This window comes from Paenibacillus sp. NPDC058367, from assembly GCF_042723305.1.
GTDB lineage: Bacteria > Bacillota > Bacilli > Paenibacillales > Paenibacillaceae > Paenibacillus_AQ.
This window is the reverse complement of the sequence record NZ_JBHXIZ010000006.1, coordinates 137,098-152,746: the sequence shown is the minus strand read 5'-3', so window position 1 is coordinate 152,746 and position 15,649 is coordinate 137,098. Positions and strand designations below refer to the sequence as shown.

15 protein-coding genes are annotated in these 15,649 nt (G+C 46.2%); 9 read left to right on the top strand and 6 right to left on the bottom strand.

Going from position 1 to position 15,649, the window contains the following annotated elements:
• Positions 1–74: 74 nt before the first annotated feature.
• Positions 75–1,304 carry a replication initiation factor domain-containing protein gene (locus ACFWMP_RS26020; protein ID WP_379425115.1) on the bottom strand — a complete coding sequence of 410 codons (1,230 nt, stop codon included), beginning with the start codon at positions 1,302–1,304 and terminating at the stop codon, positions 75–77.
• A gap of 233 nt (positions 1,305–1,537) precedes the next feature.
• Here ACFWMP_RS26020 and ACFWMP_RS26015 point away from each other — a divergent pair, with 233 nt between their 5' ends.
• Entirely contained in the window at positions 1,538–2,278 is a 741-nt protein-coding gene (locus ACFWMP_RS26015; protein WP_042191544.1) for an NADPH-dependent oxidoreductase, read from the top strand.
• A gap of 99 nt (positions 2,279–2,377) precedes the next feature.
• Here ACFWMP_RS26015 and ACFWMP_RS26010 read toward each other — a convergent pair whose 3' ends face one another.
• Together ACFWMP_RS26010 and ACFWMP_RS26005 are read right to left on the bottom strand one after the other, a co-directional pair.
• Positions 2,378–3,187, bottom strand: a complete 810-nt coding sequence (locus ACFWMP_RS26010; RefSeq protein WP_042191541.1) for a histidinol-phosphatase — start codon at positions 3,185–3,187, stop codon at positions 2,378–2,380.
• 69 nt (positions 3,188–3,256) lie between these two features.
• Positions 3,257–4,159 (bottom strand): LysR family transcriptional regulator, encoded by a 903-nt coding sequence (locus ACFWMP_RS26005; protein ID WP_042191539.1) that lies wholly within the window; start codon positions 4,157–4,159, stop codon positions 3,257–3,259.
• 253 nt (positions 4,160–4,412) lie between these two features.
• Between ACFWMP_RS26005 and ACFWMP_RS26000 the strand changes: the two genes are divergently transcribed.
• The 5 genes from ACFWMP_RS26000 to ACFWMP_RS25980 all read left to right on the top strand — a co-directional run bounded on the left by ACFWMP_RS26000 (position 4,413) and on the right by ACFWMP_RS25980 (position 9,238).
• On the top strand, positions 4,413–4,868 hold the full coding sequence (locus tag ACFWMP_RS26000; protein ID WP_042130872.1) for a chemotaxis protein CheX: 456 nt from the start codon (positions 4,413–4,415) through the stop codon (positions 4,866–4,868).
• A gap of 28 nt (positions 4,869–4,896) precedes the next feature.
• Positions 4,897–5,673: an SDR family NAD(P)-dependent oxidoreductase gene (locus ACFWMP_RS25995; RefSeq protein WP_379425111.1), complete on the top strand. Its 777-nt coding sequence runs from the start codon at positions 4,897–4,899 to the stop codon at positions 5,671–5,673.
• Between the two features lie 97 nt (positions 5,674–5,770).
• Entirely contained in the window at positions 5,771–7,273 is a 1,503-nt protein-coding gene (locus tag ACFWMP_RS25990; protein ID WP_042191534.1) for a DEAD/DEAH box helicase, read from the top strand.
• A complete protein-coding gene (locus ACFWMP_RS25985; protein ID WP_076285232.1) occupies positions 7,270–8,016 on the top strand; it encodes an ABC transporter ATP-binding protein in 747 nt (248 codons plus the stop codon). The genes ACFWMP_RS25990 and ACFWMP_RS25985 overlap by 4 nt, the downstream gene beginning before the upstream one ends.
• Before the next feature lies 1 nt (position 8,017).
• Positions 8,018–9,238, top strand: a complete 1,221-nt coding sequence (locus tag ACFWMP_RS25980) for an ABC transporter permease (protein ID WP_339243410.1) — start codon at positions 8,018–8,020, stop codon at positions 9,236–9,238.
• 141 nt (positions 9,239–9,379) lie between these two features.
• Here the strand turns inward: ACFWMP_RS25980 and ACFWMP_RS25975 are convergent, their stop codons facing one another.
• The 3 genes from ACFWMP_RS25975 to ACFWMP_RS25965 all read right to left on the bottom strand — a co-directional run bounded on the left by ACFWMP_RS25975 (position 9,380) and on the right by ACFWMP_RS25965 (position 11,745).
• Complete coding sequence (locus tag ACFWMP_RS25975; protein ID WP_212567871.1) at positions 9,380–9,499, bottom strand: YjcZ family sporulation protein; 120 nt, start codon at positions 9,497–9,499, stop codon at positions 9,380–9,382.
• A 148-nt stretch (positions 9,500–9,647) separates the two neighbouring features.
• Complete coding sequence (locus ACFWMP_RS25970; RefSeq protein ID WP_379425107.1) at positions 9,648–10,949, bottom strand: aminotransferase class I/II-fold pyridoxal phosphate-dependent enzyme; 1,302 nt, start codon at positions 10,947–10,949, stop codon at positions 9,648–9,650.
• A gap of 178 nt (positions 10,950–11,127) precedes the next feature.
• Positions 11,128–11,745, bottom strand: coding sequence for a pyridoxamine 5'-phosphate oxidase family protein (locus ACFWMP_RS25965; protein ID WP_379425105.1), 618 nt, complete (start codon positions 11,743–11,745; stop codon positions 11,128–11,130).
• A gap of 143 nt (positions 11,746–11,888) precedes the next feature.
• On the opposite strand from ACFWMP_RS25965, the gene pdxR reads away from it, so the two are divergent.
• The 3 genes from pdxR (at position 11,889) to gpmA (ending at position 15,642) form a co-directional block, all read left to right on the top strand.
• Positions 11,889–13,394, top strand: a complete 1,506-nt coding sequence (pdxR, locus tag ACFWMP_RS25960; RefSeq protein ID WP_379425103.1) for a MocR-like pyridoxine biosynthesis transcription factor PdxR — start codon at positions 11,889–11,891, stop codon at positions 13,392–13,394.
• A 171-nt stretch (positions 13,395–13,565) separates the two neighbouring features.
• The gene (locus ACFWMP_RS25955) at positions 13,566–14,351 is read left to right on the top strand and encodes a helix-turn-helix domain-containing protein (protein ID WP_339243407.1); all 786 of its coding nucleotides are present in this window, start codon (positions 13,566–13,568) and stop codon (positions 14,349–14,351) included.
• Between the two features lie 547 nt (positions 14,352–14,898).
• The gene (gene gpmA, locus ACFWMP_RS25950) at positions 14,899–15,642 is read left to right on the top strand and encodes a 2,3-diphosphoglycerate-dependent phosphoglycerate mutase (protein ID WP_042191518.1); all 744 of its coding nucleotides are present in this window, start codon (positions 14,899–14,901) and stop codon (positions 15,640–15,642) included.
• Positions 15,643–15,649 lie beyond the last annotated feature (7 nt).

Below are 15,649 nucleotides of genomic sequence, written 5' to 3'. Positions count from 1 at the left end.
TAATTAATACAATTATAGTAATCTATTTCCCTAGATTTGCCAAGCAATATTTATCACAATATGGGGTTTTGTGCCTAGAAAGCATCTAGGTCTTTAGGAGATGTTGACGCATCTCCTTTTATTTTGTCCAAATATTCTTTCGCAAGGCTATTTATTAGTTCTTCTGAGTGTTCATTTTGTCGAGCGATGTAATCAGCGTAACGAACTTCTTTCAGGTCGGCAGCCGTTTCTTTTTCTGCTAAATACATAGTTCGGAAAGCTTCAGCGCGTGCCCATTGTTCTTCTGACATCTTTTCGAGACCACGATTCATCATTTCAACAAAGTAATCTTCACCCGGAGATCCAAGCGCCCACCAAACTTCTGCTTGAGTTGCACTTACTGAGTTATCCAACCAATTTTTCTTAGCCGGGATAGTCTTATCAGGTGCACGAGAGGAAAGCCGCAATTTTTCAACATCACCTAAGAATTCACTCCAAAACTCAGATATCGGCCAACGCGCTTTATTACTATCATCTGTACGATCTACATAGTTAATATAGTTTTTCAAAAGCCCGAAAATAATTTCACCGGATGGAATACCGGATAATATATGACTTACCGTAGCCATTGCACGATCATTTCGTAGCTGCAATTCAATACGATTCCATGCAGTTAAATCTTCTTCTAACTCCATTTCAGCAGCTTCACGTTCAAAGTTCTTTTCATAAATGCGGAGCATAATATCAGATTGGTTACTGCCATAATAAATAGTGTGACCACGGCTTTCACCTGTAGATAATTTGACGGTGGACATCGGTCTTGAATTACGCCATTTAGATCGGCAAACGCCACCACGGTTTCGACGATCAAGGTCTGACACCCAAAAATAAGGTTCGTCACCATTGTAACGGATATCATCTATAGCTAGATCAAGCCTAGCGAAATCAGCATCAGCAGCATACAAACGTTCAAAAAAGGCTTCCCAACCTAAACTCCAATATGATTCATATTGACGACAGCCTTGACCGGACATTTGAACGTGATAACCCATATCTGCTTTGCCTGCATAAAGGATTCGAATATCACCACATGCCATTTGTTTGCTATATCCGAGTAGCCCCCGGGGCATTTCACGAAATTCAGATTCAGGAATTGCCAACAATTTATAAATATCGTCAAGCACGATATCACGTCTAGAATGTACCTCGCGACCATCATCAACCACGCTATCAATGGGAATGGTTTTAAGTGTAACGCCAACCCAATCCACTAAAGAAATCAGCTCCGAACGTGGCTGTTTTTCAATCTCCAGAAGTTCTGTCAAGTTGTCTCATCTCCGTTTTCATAAATGTAACAAAGGTATTCACATTGTTACACAAATGAAATAATGCCGTTATGAAACTCTAACAGTGTCCGGTTAAACTAAGTACATGACCCCCTTTTAAAAATATACTGCTTTGGGACCCGATGATTCGGGTCCATTTTTTTTGTCAGGACATAATCCGATCGTTTATGATTAACAAACAGTCGAATGAATTGAGAAGGAGGCGTAACATCTTGAATGATGTAATACAGACGTTAATGAATCACCGTTCTTTCCGGCAGTATTCTGATCTACAAGTGGAGCCGGATAAGCTAAAGATAATGATCGAATCCGCCCAAGCAGCGCCCTCATGGGTTCATGGACAGCAGGTCTCCATTATAGCTATCAAGGATCCTGCACGTAAGCAGCAGCTTTCGGTCTTGTGCGGCAATCAGAAGCATGTAGCAGCAGCCCCCGTCTTTCTGGTGTTCTGCATGGACTTCTATAGAGCGAAATTAGCAAGTAAAGTGGAAGGCAAGTCTTTTGAAGCGGTAAAAGATGTAGATGCTCTGCTCGTTGGAGCTACAGATGTTGGTATCTCAGTGGCTAACGCGATTGCAGCAGCAGAATCCATGGGACTCGGGATCATCCCTATTGGGGGTGTCCGGCGCAATACAGCAGGCGTTATTGATTTGTTGAAGCTGCCGGAGTACGTATTCCCTATCGTCGGGCTTTGTGTTGGATATCCAGCCGAAGAGACCGCACAGAAGCCGCGGCTGCCGCTGGAAGCGGTGTTTCATGAGGAACAATACAATCCGGATGTGGAAGGTCTCCTGGAGGCTTATAATCAAACCCACCGTGAATATATGCAGCAGCAGGGATTAACGGAGAGAGATTGGACGAGCACGATTGCTCATTTTTACGATATCAACCCGGAATATGGGGATGCGAAGCGCACCCTGAAGCAGCAAGGGTTTACCTGCGACAACCTATAAATAAACGACAATGCACCAAGCGGAGATTGGTTTAACGGAGGGTAACCCCACCCCTAAACCAATAACGCTTGGTGCATTTGTTCGAAATATAAGAAATCTTTACAGTGAAACTTTAATTTTCTCGCGCTGCTTGTAATAAACCCAATGTGTAAAACCTATTGCTTTTAGCTGTGCAGCTACCGCATCTCGGTCTTCTGCGACTCGGGACGGCTTATGCGCATCCGAACCGAAAGTAACCTCAACGCCAAAATGATGTGCGCGCTCCAGTATATCTTCTGATGGATACCAACCGCCAACCAGCTTGGTTCCGCCTGAGGTATTAATTTCGATCGCCACGCCGCATTCACTAATTACTTGCAGACAGTCATCAATTGGCTTTGGAGCAGGGATTTCTGAAAAAGCAGGATAATTTCCCTTCATCGCATCAATGTGACCGAGAATTTGAAACATGCCACTGCGGGCGGAATCAGCAATCAATCGATAATAATCAGACTTCACACGAATCTGTTCATTTTTGCTAAGCCCTTTCCAGCGACCCTTGTTAAAGATACTGACGCCACCAACACTATGTACCGATCCAATCACATAATCAAAAGGGTAGGCGGATAATGTTTTGCGGTAAAGCTCGGCATGCTCAGGGAAGTAGTCTGATTCAATACCTAGCAGAACGTCGATTACACCTTCGTATTCTTTTTTGAGGGAGAGGACTTCCTCAACATAGTTTGAGAATTCGGACTTACCCATAGCAATTAGAGGAAAAGCTTGCTCGGAAGGGCTTCCGAAATATGGGGTGTGATCAGAAATGCCTATTACCCCTAAACCTGCTGAAATTCCGGCTTCGATATAATCTCTAATCGTTCCATCAGCATGGCCACAGCGAAAATGATGTGTATGCAGGTCAAATTTCATCAAGATCAACTCCTTTAAACAAGGTTATGCAATTAGCTCAGAAGTATCGATTCCACTATTGGGTGTTTTTTATTCAGATCCAATAAATTGTGTCTCCGGCATACCTTTGAGATCGCTGAGAAACTGTCTCATGGCTGAGTTCACGTATTTTCCAGACTTCGTTATGACGCCAACAGGATGTGTGACTTCCAATTCAATAATAGGCACAATTTTGAGGGAACCGGCTCGCACCTCAGCGGTCACTGACTGCTTGGAAATAATGGCTGCACCTAAATCGAGTTCTACCATCCGTTTCACTTCCTCGCTACTGGTCAGTTCCATAATTACCTGTGGCTCTATGCCATGCTTGGAGAATACCTCGTCGGCAAATTTACGGCCCACTGTATCCGGTGAGAGCAGAATTAGCGGGGTTTTGTTTAGGGCTTCTATACCTGCAGTCTTAACTTGAGCCAGGGGGTGTCTAGGTGAGACCACCAACTCGAATGTATCATAATAAAGAATGGAAGTAGTCATACTCGGACTTCGTCCGATCAAATAGCCAATGCCGACATCGACAATGCCATTCTCGACATGTTGATAAATTTGAGACGAGGACATAGAGGAAATAGATGTTTTGATATGAGGGAACTGGTCTTTAAAATAGGACAAAATACGCGGTAAAATTTGAATGGCGATAGAGGTAGTAGTGCCGAGAATAATATGTCCTTGGGGATTATCTTCAAGGTCCGCAAGTCTCTGTTTAAGCTCCTCCACAATCGTCACAATTTGTTCCGCATGCTCCAGAAATACAGTTCCTCGATCGGTTAACGTAACAGGCTGGTTCCGGTCAACCAGCTGTGTTTTGAACTCTTCTTCAAGGCTCTTGATTTGTGCTGAAACCGCTGGTTGGGTCAAGTTAAGCAGTTCTCCGGCCTTGCGAAAGCTCATCGTTTTGGAGATCGTTATTAGTGTCTCCAGCTGGCTGATGTTCATGGAATACCTCCTTTGGACAAGCAAATATGAAAGTGATGGGGTGAAATATTACGTTCCATGTTGGCATTTGATTTAAATTATAGGAGATAATACCCGACAGAGCAATGTTGCAACATAAACAAACTTGGGTACGAATTCGACATGTACATTAATTTTTGCTGAATTGTGCCGATATATAAAGTATAATAAATCCATATTACTTGGGACTTTTGGTATATGACTAAAGCACGATAAAGGGGGAGACAGGACTTTCATGAAAGCAGAAGTAATTAATCCGTTTTTAGAATCTGCACGGACAGTTATAGAACAAGTGATTCAGGTCTCGCCTTCCACTGGGAATTTAGGCATCAAAGAAATTGAACTGATCGATAATCATATATGGATTCAAGTGGGAATGACAGGCCAGCTGAGCGGAAATATTATATTTGGTATCGCAGAGCAGGTAGCCTTGCGAATGGTATCGATTATGATGGGCGGCTATGTGATTACGGAGATGGATGAGATGGGTCAGAGTGCAATTTCAGAGCTGGGCAATATGATCAGTGGAAATGCTAGTACGATTCTATATAATCAGGGGGTTTCAGTGGATATAAGTCCTCCCCAAATTATGAAGCTTGAGAGCATGTCCTTTTTGCCTCGCAGAGCACTTAGTATTCCATTGTTGATGGATGGGGTTGGAGAGATGGATATTCAGGTGATGATCTCTTAGGCAAGAGTTAGGAGCTGAAATACTTTTTATGGTACTTAAAGATAAGGTTGTTGTGATTACAGGAGCATCTAGCGGTATTGGTGCATTAACCGCACAAATGCTTAGTAAGCAAGGTGCGATTCCGATCCTTTTGGCACGTACCGAAGCGAAGTTGAAAGAAACGGCGGCCGGTATTCCGGGCGTTTTTGGACTGTATACATGCGATGTAACAGATGCCGACGGTGTACAAGAGACCTTTGCTCAAATTTTGGCGACTTACGGCAGAATTGATATTTTGCTAAATAATGCTGGGTACGGTAAATTCGCCGCTTTTACAGAGATGGAGCCTCATGAGTTTGATGATATGATGGATGTTAACTATATGGGGATTGTTCGCTGTACGAAGGCTGTTGTTCCACATATGTTAGAGCGGGGAAGTGGCCAGATCGTAAATGTGGCTTCTATGGCAGGGAAGATCGGTACAGCCAAATCGGTAGCCTATACAGCCACCAAGCATGCTGTTCTCGGATTCACGAATGCACTTCGTCAGGAGCTGCGGAAGAGCGGAATCATCGTCTCGGCTGTGAACCCTGGTCCCATTGCCACTGATTTTTTCAAAACGGCTGACCCTTCCGGCAATTATGAAAAGAGTGTAGCTCGGATGATGATGACACCAGAACATGTCTCTTCCAAGATCGTAAAAGTCATGGAAACTGGCAAAGAAGAGATTGATCTTCCGGGTCTGGCAGGGTTTGGTATTCGGCTTTATGGTCTGTTTCCTCGCCTGGCGGACAAGCTTACTTATAATGCGATGAACAGAAAATAGAGCCTGCCGTCAGCATTATTGGCCTTCCATTTGGTGGAGAGGCCTTTTTGGCATATAATGAAGATATTATCTCAAGCGAAAAGGATGAATTACACTTATGAATAAAGCTTCTTTTGCGGCTATCGGCATTCAGGAAGACCTAGTTGCCCGATTGTCGGAATTCGGTATTAACGCTCCATCCCCGGTACAAGAGCAGACGATTCCACTTCTGCTGGAGGGAAGAGATGTTATTGCTGCTTCCCAGACTGGAACGGGTAAGACCTTGGCCTATCTGTTGCCTCTGCTTCAAACGATCAATCCGGAGCAGAAGGTGGTCCAAAAGCTGGTGCTCGCCCCTACACAGGAGCTGGCGATGCAAATCTTACGTGAGGCGGAACGTTATGGCGAACACCGTGGGATTCGAGTAATGGGTCTTATTGGCGGGGCAGCCATCAAACGCCAGATTGATAAACTGCGTGAGCATCCACAGCTTGTTGTGGGAACCCCTGGCCGGATTCGCGAATTAATTGGTCTTCGCAAGTTAAAGATGCATGAAGTCAGCACGATTGTTCTAGATGAAGCGGACCAAATGTTTCAGCTAAGCGGGGCCGGAGAGGTAACGAAAATTGTTAGCAGCGCTCTGCGTTCACGCCAGCTCGTTATGCTGTCTGCAACCATTGGTCCGGAGACGAAAGCCTTGGCAAATCGTGAAATGAAGAACCCGGCAGAGGTTGGAATTGCTCCTGGTGTCATGACAGCAGAGAGTTTAGAGCATCATTACGTTGTAACGGAAGAACGCAACAAAATAGACATGCTGCGTCGGGTCATCCGTCATTACAATCCAGAAAAGGCGATTGTGTTCGTGAATGCGACTGATGATATTGCAGAGGTAGAGGCTAAGCTAAACCATCTTGGACTGACCGCAGCCGCACTTTACGGTGATGCTGATAAAGTAACGCGCAGTAATGTACTGTCACGTTTCCGCGAAGGGAAATTCCGTGTGCTTGTTGCCAGTGATGTAGCTGCCAGAGGACTGGATATTGAGAATTTGTCACTGGTAGTAAGCTTCGATCCTGCCTTTGATTCCGAGCATTATGTACATCGTGCGGGTCGTACGGGTCGGATGGGAAAACGCGGATTATCCGTAACGATTGTGACAGAGCAGCAGACCTTTATTATGCGTAAATTTGCGCGTGAACTGGATATTGCCCTTGAAGAGCGGGAAATGGTCGGTGGCAAGGTGCTAGCAGCAGATGAAGCGCGCAACGCTTTGAATAGTGGACGGGGACGAAATGAGAGCAGCGGACAACGCCGCGATGCTTCTTCTCCGCGCAGCAGTAAGCCACAGGCGCGAACATCTGGGAATGCAGGAACTCAGCCGTCTACAACCAGCACAGAGCAGCAACCTGTTAAAAGACTGGCTACGATCCAGACAAGTGAGGCTAGCGTAGAATCACAGCGCGATTCTCAGCGCAGTGTGAACCCTTCTGCAGGCGCGCGTGGAGGTGCTACTCCTGCACGAAGCAAACGCAGCAGCAATGCGGAGCGTGAGAAGAACCGTAAGAATAAAGGAGCACCAAAGTGGTTGAAAGACAAAACTCCGAGAGGTGACGGTCAATGAATAATTCTCCCGTATTGCAAATTACGGGCCTCAGTGGTGGATACAGCCTGAATAAGCCGGTGCTGCATGATATTGCACTTCAGGTGCAGCCTGGCGAAATGGTTGGTTTAATTGGTTTAAATGGAGCAGGAAAAAGTACGACCATGAAGCATATTCTAGGATTGATGTCGCCCCATAAGGGCGATATCACAGTAAAGGGCAAGACCCGTGCTGAAGATCCCATCGGATATCACAATGCTTTGAGTTTTGTGCCTGAATCGCCTCTTCTGTATGATGAAATGACAGTACGTGAGCATGTTGAATTTACAGCAAGAGCGTATGGGGTAGAACAAAGTGACTACGAAACTCGCACCTTACATCTAGCCAAGCTGTTCCATATGGAAGATAAGATGGACACGTTGTCGACTCATCTATCCAAAGGGATGAAGCAGAAGGTTATGATCATGTGCGCTTTCGTGGCACGCCCTGCGTTATATGTGATCGATGAGCCCTTTTTAGGACTGGATCCGCTCGGGATTCGCTCTCTGCTTGATTTCATGATGGATCTGAAAAAATCAGGCTCCTCTATTCTGCTTAGCTCTCATATTCTTTCTACCATTGAGAATTATTGCGACCGCTTTATTGTGCTGCATAGAGGTAAGGTGATTGCTCAGGGAACGCTGGCAGAAATTGCGGCAACCACTGGACTACAGGGGCTGACTTTGGAGCAGCTGTTCTACGAGCTGGTTCAGGGAGGGAAATAATATGGATTTGAAAGAGCTGCGGCGCACGCGGCGAGGTCGATTCATGGGAAGTATGCTTCCTTATGTGGGATATATCATTCAAAGCGGCGTAGCTATGGTCTTCCTCTTTGTATTGATTGTCTTCTCTGCTTGGTATACATCGTTGTTACAGAATGTGCCTGAAGGCATTCCCATCCGCTGGATTATGCTTGCAATACTGCTGCCTGCAGCAGTAAATAGCAGCTTCCGCACCTATTTGCAGACTCCGGATACGATCTTTCTATTGCCTCAAGGACATCGAATGAAGGAATATTTCGCACCTTCGTGGGTGAGTGGGAACGTATGGAAGATTGTTCGATTGTTATTTGTACTCATTACCCTTTGGCCGTTGTACATACGTACAGATGACTCGCCTAAGCGGCTGTTATTTACAATATTGATTCTGATTGCTGTGAAGCTAATCGCGAGTTACGGCTTATGGAAAGAGATAGCTATGCTGTCGCGTCCGATGGCAGGCATATTCACTTTCTTACGCTGGGCAGTAGGAGGATTAATTATTGCCGCTTGGTTGTGGCAGCCTGCCGGTAGAAGCCTGATATTTATGGCGCTATTAGCAGCAGCCTATCTTGTTGCACTATCCGTACCTGGACGCCACGCCGTACCTTGGGAAAGACTAATCGCCATGGAAAAAAATCAAGGTGGACGCGCCCTGATGGTTCTGGGTTGGTTCGTGGATGTACCGGGCCGTGAGCAACGGGTATATCCTCGTCGTTATCTTTCCAAATGGGGGGCTCGGCTGCCTTGGCGTAAGGATACGGCTTACCGCTATCTGCTGACCAAAAGCTTCGCCCGAGGAGATATCTTCGGAATCATTATGCGGATTTCGGTGCTGGCTTTGCTGCTGAATTGGTTGAACCATGACAGTTACTTCGGTACCGCCATCTATTTGTTCTTCCTGTTCATTATTGGTGTACAATTGTCGGCACTCCGCAAATTGCATAGTGAGTCTTTTTGGCTGACAGTATATCCTTTTCCTGAAGGCAGTAAGGCGGATAACACAACGCAATTCGTATTCCGCGCGCATCTGGTAGTGGCACTGATTCTTGGTTTACCTTTCTTAGCCTCTATAGGCGACCGTCTACTACCAGTGATTGGTACATTTGTAGCAGGGGTTCTGGTATCCTTTCTGTTTAAGGGATACTTGTCCCGCAAAGCGGCAAAGATGGCTGACGAGGATTTGTAGGGAGTTACTTCAAAATAAAAAAAGGCTTTCTCAAAAGTAGAGGATTCTACGGATGAGGGAGCCTTTTTTGCGTGGGGAATGAGGTGTACCACTGGAAAAGGGAAAGAGCTCAAGGCTCTCTCCCGAGACTGTCATCTCTAGTTAGACAAAGAGTGAACGGCTGATGATTACCAGCAGGATAAAGAGAACCAGAATGGCGCCAGTGCTTGTGAATCCACCGCCACAACAACCGTTAAATCCGCCTCTTACTTCTTCGCTCATGTTCATTCCCCTTTCGGTGTGTGTTGTACTTGAGTACATCGTATTGTATGTGCGGAGAGAGAAGCATGTATAGGCCAATGCCGGAGGAGTCCAGAAAAAAATCAGCCCCGTAGAAACGGAGCTGATTGGAAGGAATATGAAAGATTTGTTAAGCTTTTTCCAGATCACGAACGCCTGCGTATACAAGATCAAACAGATCTTCGAGCTGTTCTTCTTCGATACAAGAGAAAGCAATCCGCAGATCTGTTTCACCCAGAGCGATAGTGCCCAGTCCGTAATTATGAATCAGGTGAAGCCGAAGAGCTTCAGCCGAAACAGTATGCAGCTTCAGACACATGAAATAGCCGGAGTTAAAAGGATAATACGTCCATACATCATCGCCGTATTTGCCGCTATCGAGCAGCGCTTTTACTTTATTCGCACGGCCCTTCATGATTTGGAACTTCTCTTCCTTCTGTTCTTCGAATTGTGGAGATTTCAATGCATCCAATACGAAGGTCTGTGATGGGTGTGCACCGCTGGAAATAGTGGCGCGAATGATGCCTAATGTTTTTTGCTCCAATGCAGCCAGCAAATCCTTGTCTTCCGAGGCATAAGTGATGAAGCCAACACGGAAGCCCCAGACGAATTCTTCTTTAGTTGCACCGTCAATTTTGATTGGAAGCACACGTGGGTGCAGATGAGCAAGCTTACCGAATAATGATTCCTTTAGTGAGTCTTCAAAGAACAGTCCGAAGTAAGCATCATCACTTACGACAACCACGTTAATACCTTCCTCAGCCGCACGAAGGATAGCTGCGACGATTTCATCGCCTTCCTTAATCCCTGGAGTATATCCTGTAGGATTGTTAGGGAAGTTCAGCAGAACGATCGCTTTTCCGCGTTCTTTTTGAGCCAGTAGCGCTTCTTCAAGACCCGTACTGTTAAAGGTCATTTCTTCTGTAAAAAGCGGATAGTTAACGGTCTCCCCATGGCGGCGAATTCCGAAGGTTAGTTCATAGTTCTCCCAATTCTTATCTGGGTAGATGATAGCGTCACCTGGCTCAGCGAAGAGGTCAGCGACAATGCTAAGCCCATGAGTCAGGGCGTTGGTTACAACAGGATTGCTGATGGTTTTACCTTCTAGCGATGGATTTTCGCGCAGCATCTTTTCACGCCATACAGTACGCAGCTCTGGTTTACCTGCTGGAGGAGCGTAGCTATACAGATCCTTAGGGCTGTAAGCGGAAAGCTTATCCTGAATGACACCGAGGTGCATAGGTACACCGCCTTCGGTAGCAATGCCGATGGTTGCGTTGTATTTCTTGGCGTGAGCTCCTGCTTCAGCAGATTGACTCAGGATACCCTCCTTAGGGAAGTAAATTTCTTTGCCAAGCGTAGAGAGCATATCATATACATGTTCATTTCCTGCTTTGATACTTTCGTTTAATTGTCCAGCTATTGGATTCATCAGTTTCATCCTTCCAGGGTTCTTTGGGGATACATACTGTTAACATTGCCTAACATTATATCACCGCCACTTGCAACCGTCACTTGGAAAGATACGTTTTTTTAAAATTTAAGGAAGTTTAAGTTTTACACTATACGTAGCGCTTATTTTGAACGAGAAACTGGTTTATCCGTATCTATTATTCGGAGTGATAGGGGCAGTATTTTTTCATCATTTCAATGGTTTCTTCATCACGTGGATGATTTCTTTCAGATAGGCCGGAAATGACCCCAGAACGTCCTTCTTCTTTTAGATTTTGCCCAAACTTAAACTTCGCCGTGATCTCATCTGGGGTAATGCGCACTACCGCGACGCCCTTTAGACGGGGACGGTATTTAGGGTCCTCTGCATCTATCTGATTATAGCCGCCCTCGGGCTGGAGTTTTTTCATAAATAAGGAGAGTACGATGGCTTTTTCGCTAATGTCTTCGACGGGCTCGGCTATGCCGTAGACGGTAACACTTTTAAAATATGCGGTTGCTGGGCAGGCCATCTCTGGATCGCTAAAATAAGACGGAATCAGTGCATACTCATCCGCTACGGTAAAGCAGACCTTCTGCTGATTGCGGATCGCCTTCATTTTGCCGCCAGCATGACTACCGTGGAAATAGAAACAACCATCTGTATATACAAAATTCAGCGGTGTCACCCGCGGTAGCCCCTGTTCATCGCTTGTACCGAGAAAACCGAAGCTCATTCCGTCTAGAAAAGAGATCAATTCTTCCTCCTGATCTACTTGAAATTCTTTTCTGCGCATAGGGTTCACGTCCTTATTCTTAATAGTGTAGAGCATTTGCTCCGATGTAGATGTTCTTTCAAGAATAGTAGAGTAGTTGACAATTAAAAAGGACCAATTAAGATAGTTTTTAATGGACCACTTGCTGGCCAAGGAGGGAAACAATGAATATTACGCTGGCATTCGATCAATATCTGGCGATACACCGCTACAAATATTTAGCGTTATATCATGCACTTCGCGCTGGAATATTGGAGGGAACTCTCCCGGGTGGCACTCAGCTGCCGTCTACACGAAGTCTGGCTATGCACTATGACTTGTCGCGCGGATCGGTCTCGCAGGTGTATGAAATGTTGCTCGCTGATGGTTATGTAAGGACGGTGACTGGACGGGGGACATTCGTATCAAAAGATAGCTTTGTTTCAGCTTCTGGAGATAATAAGCGTGAAAATGTGACTTCGGGTGAGGTGGCAGATGCTGCTGGGGGAGGCTCTGCATCTGAGAGAACGATCCCACTTTCGGCATGGGGAGAACGACTGCTCACGCGCCCGACACCCTTGTATGAGCAGCGTAGCAAGAATGTTGTAAGCTTCCTTAGCGGCGGTATGCGGATGGAGCACTTTCCTTACGCCGAATGGCGCAGTGCGCTAACGTATGCTGGAGGGAAGGAGGGCGGCTTGCTGCAAAGTACTTGTCCCCCCGAAGGAGATGAAGGGCTTCGCAAAGCTATCGCTGCGCATCTGCGGATTACCCGCGGGATTCGTGCGGATGTAGAGCATATCGTATTGTTTAGCGGTTCGATGCAAGGCATCGTTATTTTGACCCAGCTGCTGCTGGATGCAGGGGGCGAAGCGGTTGTCGAGGATCCGGGTTTTCATGGGATTCGCCGAGCGGTAGAGATCAATGGGGGACGATTGCTGGTAGGAAAGCTGGATGATAGCGGTCTAATTCCGGAGGATTGGGATGCGCGTCTGTTGTTTGTTACACCAAGTCGCCAATTTCCTACAGGTGTGGTGCTGCCTTTGGAACGGAGGCGTATCTTGCTGGAATGGGCGCAGCGACATGAAGCGGTAATCATTGAGGATGATTATGACAGTGAGTTTCGGTGGTCGGGACGTCCAATCGAGCCATTAAAAGCGCTAGATCGCGGAGAACGGGTCGTGTATATTGGCTCCTTCTCAAACACGATGTTCTCTGGCCTTCGGCTTGGCTTTGCAGTGCTTCCACCCTCTCTGGTAAAACCGACGATCGCCGCCAAGGCGCTATATGAGCCTTTACCAGTCGGACTGCTGGAACAGCGGGCATTGGCACGGTTTATGAATACCGGCGGCTATGGCCGTCATCTGCGTCGGATGACCCGCATTTATGGTGAACGCGGTCGCATCCTTAGGGCAATGCTGTCAGAACAGCTTAATGAGCTGTTTGAGCTGCTGCCTGGAGATGCGGGGCTGCAAGTATATGCGCGGTGGCTACGCAGTAGAGAAGAGTTCGTGGCATTCCGGGCGGCAGCGCACAGGCGCGGCACGGATTTCAGAGATGTGGCGTTATATCAAGTTTCGCCGGGGGAGCCAGCCGCATGTTTTGCTTTTGCCCATCTGAATACTGTGGAACTGGAGGAAGGAATAAAGCGCCTGCTTTTGGCATGGGAAGATGTACAAACTGCAACATGACAAGGTATGATGGTGGGGATGGGAAGCAAAACGAAGTGAATGCTAACGATGCAAGTTTTGCGGAGTAACTCAAGCAGATTATGCTAACAAAACAAGGTGAATGCTTACGAAGTGAGTTTTGCGGAGTAACTCAAGCAGATTATGCTAACAAAACTTTTGGGAGGGAACGTTATGCTGCACGCATCGCCATCCTCTTTTGTTATATTACCTGCCTTGGCGAAGATTGTGTGCGAACCAAGCTGGAAATGGCAAAAAAGAGAGAAGTCGCTGCAAAATTATGATTTATTCTATGTATGGAGCGGGGAAGGGACGGTTATTCGTAACGGTGAACCCTTCCAAGTGGGCAAGGGGAGCTGCTTCTTGTTCCGTCCGGGTGACCATACAAGCGCTACTCATAATCCGCAAAGACCACTTGTCCTTACATATATTCATTTTGATGTCACCGGAGAGGTGATGGATGTTCCGCTGCCCTATCGGGTACTTGCAGAAACCGTTGAATTTGAGCATCTGCTTGCTCGTTACGTCCGGCTGTTCCTAGTGGATACGTACGCGGCTGAGGAAGAAGGGCAGCTTGTTCTAAAGCAACTAATGATTCATCTGCTTAGGGAGGACCGAGTGAAGCCTGTAGAACGTTATGCTAGCAACCATTTAACAGAGATTATTCACGAAATAGCGAATTATGTGAGCCAACATCCCGGGATTTCGCATCGCGTAGAGGATCTTGCTGCACGTGCAGGGCTGTCGCCGCGGTATTTTTCAATTAAGTTTAAGGAGCTTACTGGCTCTTCCGTTCAATCTTATGTCATTCGAGCTCGGATTGAGCGTGCTCAGCATTTGCTGCTCTACGCTGGAATGAATGTTACTGAGGTAGCGGATGCACTTGGATACCGTGACATTTTCTTTTTCAGCCGCCAGTTCAAGCAGTATACCGGAAAAAGTCCATCTGAGATCCGCTGATTTGCATTCGTTGTTTCAGTTATTTCATCCAAGGGTAAATACTTTGCAGTTTAGTTTACAGAGAATTTACATAACTTCTTGGAAGGGGAGACGCAAGGGATGATGATCAGACGCCGAATCTGCAACACCGATTGTAAAAGTGGAGGCGCAGGGCTTTTTAGAAACCGTTTGAGAAGATTAAAACAATCGAGTGCTTTTGCCATAGATAGCTGGTTCTAAACTGAGCAGGTATACAATCGCTGGATATGACCAAAGACTTTAAATAACCGGGGCCAACAGGCTTCCGGTTTTTTTGAAATATAAGACATAAACGCTTACCGTCCTTATAAGGATGCCGCTAGGCATTTATGCTTGGCAAACTGAAGGATTTATCGTTCCTCTCGTTGTATTTGATACAATAGAATAAATCTCCTGTGAGGGTAATTTTGCATTCTGTTGCATATCTTACATTCAATTGCCCAAAAAACGCTCATACTAGAGATTATCACGGTGATCTATTGCATGATGTAACAGAGTTCCAGAGCATATAGGTGGGAGGAGAGATAAAATGTACGAAATCGTACTGATACGTCATGGTGAAAGCCAGTACAATGTGCAGAATTTGTTTACGGGTTGGAGTGATCCGGATTTAACCGAGAAGGGTATTCAAGAGGCTAAGGCTGCTGGCAAGCTTTTGAAGGATGAAGGGTATACATTTGATCTTGCTTTTGCATCAGTACTCAAACGATCGATCAAAACACTCAACTATGTTCTCGATGAAATGGATCTGCTGTGGATTCCTGTGCAAAAGTCCTGGAAGCTGAATGAACGGCATTATGGTGCACTTCAGGGACTTAGTAAAAGTGAAACGGCGATAAAATACGGTGAAGAACAATTGCATCTCTGGCGACGGAGTTTATCGGTTCGGCCTCCACTGCTTGAGCTTAATGATCCTCGGTATGCCAGAAACGATATTCGTTATAGCAGTATTCGTCCGGAGGATATTCCGCGAGGCGAGAGTCTGGAAGATACTGTTCATCGTGTAGGTGATTTCTGGAGAAACCGCATCGTTCCCCTTGTACGTAAAAAGGAACGGGTGCTCATTTCAGCCCATGGCAATACACTGCGAGCGTTGATCAAATTTATGGAGGATATTGATGAGGCAGCACTGCTGGAGCTCAATATTCCTACAGGAGTACCACTCGTGTACAAACTGGATGAGGACATTAATCCAATCAGCCGCTTTTATTTAGGAGATCCGGAACAGGTTGCGGCCAAGGCGCGTGATGTTGCTAAGCAAGGACATGTGTAATAGGCGT